6 protein-coding genes are annotated in these 6,107 nt (G+C 66.4%); all 6 read right to left on the bottom strand.

Annotation, left to right across the window (positions count from 1 at the left end; genetic code table 11):
- Positions 1–41: 41 nt before the first annotated feature.
- Positions 42–1,991: a molecular chaperone DnaK gene (gene dnaK, locus GF405_00655; protein MBD3366665.1), complete on the bottom strand. Its 1,950-nt coding sequence runs from the start codon at positions 1,989–1,991 to the stop codon at positions 42–44.
- A gap of 72 nt (positions 1,992–2,063) precedes the next feature.
- The gene (grpE, locus tag GF405_00650) at positions 2,064–2,738 is read right to left on the bottom strand and encodes a nucleotide exchange factor GrpE (GenBank protein ID MBD3366664.1); all 675 of its coding nucleotides are present in this window, start codon (positions 2,736–2,738) and stop codon (positions 2,064–2,066) included.
- Positions 2,630–3,961, bottom strand: a complete 1,332-nt coding sequence (gene hrcA / locus GF405_00645) for a heat-inducible transcription repressor HrcA (GenBank protein ID MBD3366663.1) — start codon at positions 3,959–3,961, stop codon at positions 2,630–2,632. Before hrcA ends, grpE begins: the two co-directional genes overlap by 109 nt.
- The gene (gene lepB / locus GF405_00640; GenBank protein MBD3366662.1) at positions 3,831–4,466 is read right to left on the bottom strand and encodes a signal peptidase I; all 636 of its coding nucleotides are present in this window, start codon (positions 4,464–4,466) and stop codon (positions 3,831–3,833) included. Before lepB ends, hrcA begins: the two co-directional genes overlap by 131 nt.
- A gap of 54 nt (positions 4,467–4,520) precedes the next feature.
- A complete protein-coding gene (locus tag GF405_00635; GenBank protein ID MBD3366661.1) occupies positions 4,521–5,027 on the bottom strand; it encodes a hypothetical protein in 507 nt (168 codons plus the stop codon).
- Positions 5,024–6,106: a tRNA 4-thiouridine(8) synthase ThiI gene (locus GF405_00630; protein MBD3366660.1), complete on the bottom strand. Its 1,083-nt coding sequence runs from the start codon at positions 6,104–6,106 to the stop codon at positions 5,024–5,026. The genes GF405_00635 and GF405_00630 overlap by 4 nt, the downstream gene beginning before the upstream one ends.
- Position 6,107 lies beyond the last annotated feature (1 nt).

The following is a 6,107-nucleotide window of genomic DNA, read 5'->3' as shown; positions in this document are numbered from 1 at the left end:
GGCCCGGGTCGTCCCGGGCCGCGGTCGGGTTCGTCGTCGGACTAGTTCTTGTCCTCGTCCTCTTCCTCGTCGACGACCTCGTAGTCGGCATCGACCACGTTCTCGTCGCCGCCGGCACCCTGCTCGGGCCCGGCGCCCGCCTGCTGCTGCCCACCGGCCTCGGAACCTCCGGCCTGCTGCTGCCCGCCGGTGCCCTGGTACATCCTCTCGGCCAGTTTGTGTGACGCCTGCTGGAGCGCCTCCATGTCGCGCTTTATCTCCTCGCGACCACCCTCCTTGAGGGTCTCCTTCAGCTTGGCGATGGCAGACTCGATGCTGGAACGGTCCGAGGCGTCGAGCGAGTCGCCGTGCTCCTTCAGGGTCTTCTCGGTCGTGTAGACGAGAGAGTCGGCCTGGTTCCTCAGCTCGATCTCCTCGCGCCGGGCCTCGTCCTCCGACTCGTGCTCCTTCGCCTCCTTGACCATCTTGTCGATCTCGTCCTCGGAGAGCCCGCTCGACACCTCGATGCGGATCTTCTGCTCCTTGCCCGTGCCGAGGTCCTTCGCCGAGACGTGGACGATGCCGTTGGCATCGATGTCGAACGTCACCTCGATCTGCGGCACGCCCCTCGGCGCCGGGGGGATCCCGACGAGGTCGAAGCGGCCCAGCGTCCTGTTCTGACTCGCCATCGGCCGCTCGCCCTGGAGGACGTGGATCGACACCGCCTGCTGGTTGTCGGCGGCCGTCGAGAAGATCTGACTCTTCTTGGTCGGGATCGTGGTGTTCCGCTCGATCAGCGTCGTCATGACCCCGCCGAGTGTCTCGATGCCGAGCGAGAGCGGCGTGACGTCCAGAAGCAGCACGTCCTGCACGTCCGATTCCCCGGCGAGGATCGCACCCTGGATCGCGGCGCCGACGGCGACGACCTCGTCCGGGTTGACGCCCTTGTGGGGGTCCTTTCCAAAGATCTCCCTGACCTTCTCCTGGACGGCCGGTATGCGCGTCGTGCCGCCGACGAGTACGACCTCGTCGACACCGGACGCATCGAGCTTCGCATCGGCCAGCGCCTTCTTGCAGGGCTCGACCGTGCGGTCGATGAGCTCACCGATGAGCGACTCGAGCTTCGCCCGGGTCAGCTTCATCGTCAGGTGCTTCGGTCCGGACGAGTCGGCCGTGATGAACGGAAGGTTGATCTCGGTCTCCAGCGTCGACGAGAGCTCGATCTTCGCCTTCTCGGCGGCCTCCTTGAGGCGCTGAAGCGCCATCGCGTCGCCGCGGAGGTCGATCCCGCTCTCTTTCTTGAACTCGTCTGCGATCCAATCGATGACCTTCTGGTCGAGGTTGTCGCCGCCGAGGTGCGTGTCGCCGTTCGTGGCCAGCACCTTGACCAGTCCCTCGTCGATCTCGAGGATCGAGATATCGAACGTACCGCCGCCGAAGTCGTAGACGGCGATCTTCTCCTGCCCCTTCTTCTCGAGACCGTAGGCGAGCGACGCGGCGGTCGGCTCGTTGATGATCCTGAGGACATCGAGGCCCGCGATCTTGCCCGCGTCCTTCGTCGCCTGGCGCTGCGCGTCGTTGAAGTAGGCGGGCACGGTGATGACGGCCTGCTCGATCTTCTCACCGAGATGCTGCTCGGCGGTGTTCTTCATGGACTGGAGGATCATCGCCGAGATCTCGGGCGGCGCGTAGGTCTTCCCGCCCGCCTCGATCTGGACCTCTCCGTTGTCCTTCTTCGTGACCTTGTACGGAACGAGCCCGATCTCCTCGCCGACCTCGCCGTAGCGCCGCCCCATGAACCGCTTGATCGAGAACACGGTGTTCTCGGGGTTCGTGACGGCCTGGCGCTTCGCGGGCTGGCCGACGAGTCGCTCTCCCGACTTCGTGAACGCCACGACGGAGGGTGTCGTTCTGCCTCCCTCGGGGTTCGGGATGACGTTCGGCTCTCCGCCCTCTACGACGGCGACGCACGAGTTCGTCGTTCCCAGGTCGATTCCGATGACCTTGCTCATAGAAACAGCTCCTCCTCCTTGATTCGGCTCTATGCTCTCTCGGGCGGGCGAGCCGCCCTCGTTCGGTACCGCCTATTTCGCGACCACGACGCGCGAGCACCTCAAGAGCCTGTCGCCCATCGTGTAGCCGCGCTGAAGCTCCGACACGATCTCCTCGGACTCGTGCTCGTCGGACTCGACCTGCTGCACGGCCTCATGGATGTTCGGGTCGAAACGGGCCCCGCATGCCTCGATCGGCTCGACGCCCTGTGCCGCCAGAACGCTCTTGAGATGCTTGAGGATCATCTCGACGCCCTGCCGGAACGGGTCGTCCGGCTCCGGCGCGTTCGGCACGTCACACGCGACGGCACGCTCGAAGTTGTCGATGACCTCGAGAAGCGGGAGGATGACCTCCTCCTTCGCTTCACGGGACCACCGTCTTCTCTCGCGCTCCACGCGCCGCTTGTAGTTCTCGAGATCCGCCAGAGCGCGGAGCCACTTCGTGTTCAGTTCCTCGAGTTCATCGCGGAGCGCGGCGATGTCAGCCGCCGCCGTCTCCGAGAGATCGGTCGACTCCTGCTCTCCTGCTCCGGGGGCGTTCCCCCCGTTGCGCGCGTCCCGTCGCCCGTCCTCTTCTCTGTCCGCGTCGTTCGGGAATGTCACCTGGTCTCTTCCTCCTTCTCCTCCGGAACCCCCTCGGGCCTGCCGGAGAACGTCCTCTCGATGGCCCGGGCGAAATAGCCGACCAGGCCGATGAGCTTGTCGTATCGCATCCGGGTCGGGCCGATGACGCCCATTCGACCGACCCGCCTTCCGATCGCGTAGGGTGCGACGACCAGAGACAGCCGGCGCATGCCGCGGCGTCTGTTCTCGCGTCCGATCCTCACAACAACGCGCCCGGGATCGCCGAGACCGCAGAGCACGTCGGCCAGCGTCTCCTCGCTGTCGAGGAGCTCGCCCAGAACAGACGGATCCCCGGAGAACTCCGGGTGACTCAGAATGTACCGCGCCCCGTCGTAGTGTACCCGCTCCGCGCCGACTGACAGCGCTCCGCAGTGCTCGAGAAGCCGCTCGACCACCGGCCTGAGCCGCTCGTCGGCCTCGGGCAGGCGCCGTCTGAGCTCCGACACGACGTCGCCGACATCAAGCCCGGCGAGCCACGATGAGAGCCGCGGCCCCTGATCGAGCAGATCCTCGGTCGTGACGGCTCCCCCGGCCTCGACGGCGACGGTCCTGAAGCGGCCCGAACGGGTGGCCACAACGGCCAGCACCCCGCCGCTCGCGAGCGGAGCGAACTCCACCCGCTCGACGATCTCGCGGCTCTCGGCCGGCGCGACGGCCACCGCCAGCTCGTGCGTCAGCTGGCTGGCGACGCGGGAGGCGCGGGCGATGAGCGAATCGTGCTCGGCGTCGGGCGCGCGGATGAGGGCGTGCGTGATGCGCCGCATCTCGCCGGCAGACACGTCGGCTGGCTCCATCAGCCTGTCGACGTAGTGTCGGTACCCGCTGTCGGTCGGCACGCGGCCGGCCGACGTGTGCGGCTTCGCGATGAAACCCCGCTCCTCGAGCGTCCTCAGCACGTTCCGCACCGTGGCCGAACTGACGTCGATGCCCCTCCGGCGCACGATGGCGCCTGAGCTCACAGGATGCGTGGTCCTGACGTATGTCTCAACGACGGCCTTGAGGACGTCGCCCTCTCGTTCGCTCAACGGGCTGTCGGCCACCGCCACCACCTCCTTGTCCGCACGTGTTAGCACTCTAGAGAGTGGAGTGCTAACACGCCCAAAGATAGTGGCGTGCGTGGGAGGTGTCAAGGCGAAACAGCCGTGCGGATACGACGGAGGACTGCGCCTGTAGGGATCACCTGATGAGATCGAAGATGCGGTCGAAACGCGGCCTGGCGCGGGAGGCGTCCCACGACCAGTAGATGAGAACGGCCTTCCCCTGGATGAGGCTCTCGTCCATATAGCCCCAGTCCCTGCTGTCTGCACTCCAGTTTCTGTTGTCCCCCAGCATGAAATACGAGTCCTCGGGGACCTTGATCGGACCGTAGTCCGCCCAACGCGGCGTCGGCGGCTTGAGCTTGACGTAGTCCTCCTCGACGCGCTCGCCGTTGATGTAGAGGACGTTGTTCTTGAGTTCGATGACGTCTCCGGGAAGACCGATGCACCGCTTGACGTAGTTCTCCTTGCGCGAGCGGGGGTCGGGATCCGGGTACTCGAACACGATGATGTCCCCACGCTCCGGCTCGCGGATGCCCGGAAGCCGTGTGTCGGTGAACGGTATCTTGATACCATAGATGAACTTATTGACGATCAGAAAGTCACCGACCAGAAGCGTGTCCTCCATGGACCCTGACGGTATGCGGAACGTCTGCACGACGAAGGCGCGAAGCACGAGCGCCAGAAGAACGGCCGTGACGACCGTCTCGACGAAGTCCCTGAAATAGCCCTTCCGTGCCTGCCTCCTGCCTGCGCTCTTCGACCTCGCTGCCATGGTGCATTCCTCTCAGGTCACGCCGTCCGGCGCGCGGACGGCGGTCCGTATGCTCTAGAACCTGATGGAGAGCCCGACCGCCACACGGTCGGCGACGACCTCTCCCTCGACCGCCAGCGGACGTTCCAGCCCCGGCGACAGCGACTCTCCGAATCCGGCGAGATGCGCGTCGACATACGCGTCGGTGATCGCGTAGAGCGCCGCTCCGACCGCCCACCAGATGAGCGTCTGCCTCCGGTCGTAGTGCTCGGAGTACTCGTCGAACCACTCCGCGTCCCGCGTCTCCTGGTACCGGCGGTACGCATTGCGGGTCCGCCTGTCCTCCACGACGAGCCCGGCGATCAGGAGCGCCTCGGCGGCCCCGATGACCGCGGCCTTCATCTCCTTGCCGTTCAGCAGCTGGCCGAGACCGGGGTACGAGGCGGAGGCGAGCAGGATCGGCGTTCCCTTGAGCCGCCCCGGCTCCGGCATGGCGACATCGTCGGCGGCCGTGACCGGGGCCGCGGCGAGCACGACGGCCGCGGCGGCAAGCAGGAGGACCGGGACGCGCACGCCGTTCAAACCGCGAACCCCCGGACGTCGCGCGAGCGCATCGGGGTGACCGTCCGCTGGAGACGGTCGCCCTCGTCGGCCCAGAGCTCGACGACGACCTCCTCATCGGGCTCGGTGTCCGCGTATCGGGCGACGATGCGGGACGCCATGTCGCGGTCATCCTCCTGCGCCGAGCCGCTGAGGATGGCGACCGGTCCCTTTCTCTCGTACGCTTTGACAAACAGCTCGCCCGGAGGTTTCATCTCGAAGAGCGACTCGTTCTCGGCGTGATTGCGGCCGACGATCAGCTTCGACCCGCCCGGCAGACGGAACTGCCGCCCGACCGCAAGAAGCCGCACGGCCTCGACCGACAGTCCCTCGTGCTCCATGAGGTCGCGAACGAGACGCGCGTAGTTCTCGTCGGTCAGCAGACAGCCCCCGGCCGGCGACTCGTATCTCGTGATGCCGAACCGCTCGGCAAGCTCCATCTGCGGCTTCCTCGTGCGCCCGTGGAGCCCCAGGAGCCTCTCGCGGTCGACCCACCCCTCCTGCTCGGGGATCGTCGGCTCCAGCAGTCGGGCCGAGAGCGGGCGCAGAAGATAGCCCTCCAGTCCGGACTCCCGCGCAACCGCGTCGAGGCCGAACCGCATCTGCGACTTGGGCCGCTGTCCGACGACCTCGCCCGTGACGACGAACGATGCCCCCTGGTCCCGCATCACGTCCGCCGCCTTCGACACCATCAGTGCATGGCAGTCGATGCAGGGGTTCACGTGTTTTCCGTAGCCGTGCTTCGGTTCACGCACCGTGGACAGAACGTCGTTCGAGATGTCGACGACCACGAGCGGGATCCCGAGGTCGTCGGCGGCGGCCCGGGCGCCGTCGGCCTTGAAGAACGGACTCTCGAAGCTCAGACCCACGACCTCGATGTCCTGTTCCAGGAGGAGCCTGGCCGCCAGTATGCTGTCGAGTCCTCCGGAGAGAAGCGCGATCGCCTTCACCGAGCAACCTCCCGGTCTCGTTCGATGTGGCGGGAATGTGTGGGAATCGAACCCACCCCGGACGGGGTCAGCCGCCCGGCAAAAGGGTTTGAAGCCCTCGGGGCCCACCAGG

This window comes from Candidatus Effluviviaceae Genus V sp. (genome assembly GCA_014728125.1).
Lineage (GTDB): Bacteria > Joyebacterota > Joyebacteria > Joyebacterales > Joyebacteraceae > WJMD01.
The sequence above is the reverse complement of the archived record's forward strand: the minus strand, read 5'-3'. Positions and strand labels throughout refer to the sequence as shown.

Excerpts from the sequence above, each read along its gene's own strand:
- dnaK (MBD3366665.1), bottom strand. The coding sequence starts at position 1,991 with ATGAGCAAGGTCATCGGAATCGACCTGGGAACGACGAACTCGTGCGTC.
- lepB (MBD3366662.1), bottom strand. The coding sequence starts at position 4,466 with ATGGCAGCGAGGTCGAAGAGCGCAGGCAGGAGGCAGGCACGGAAGGGC.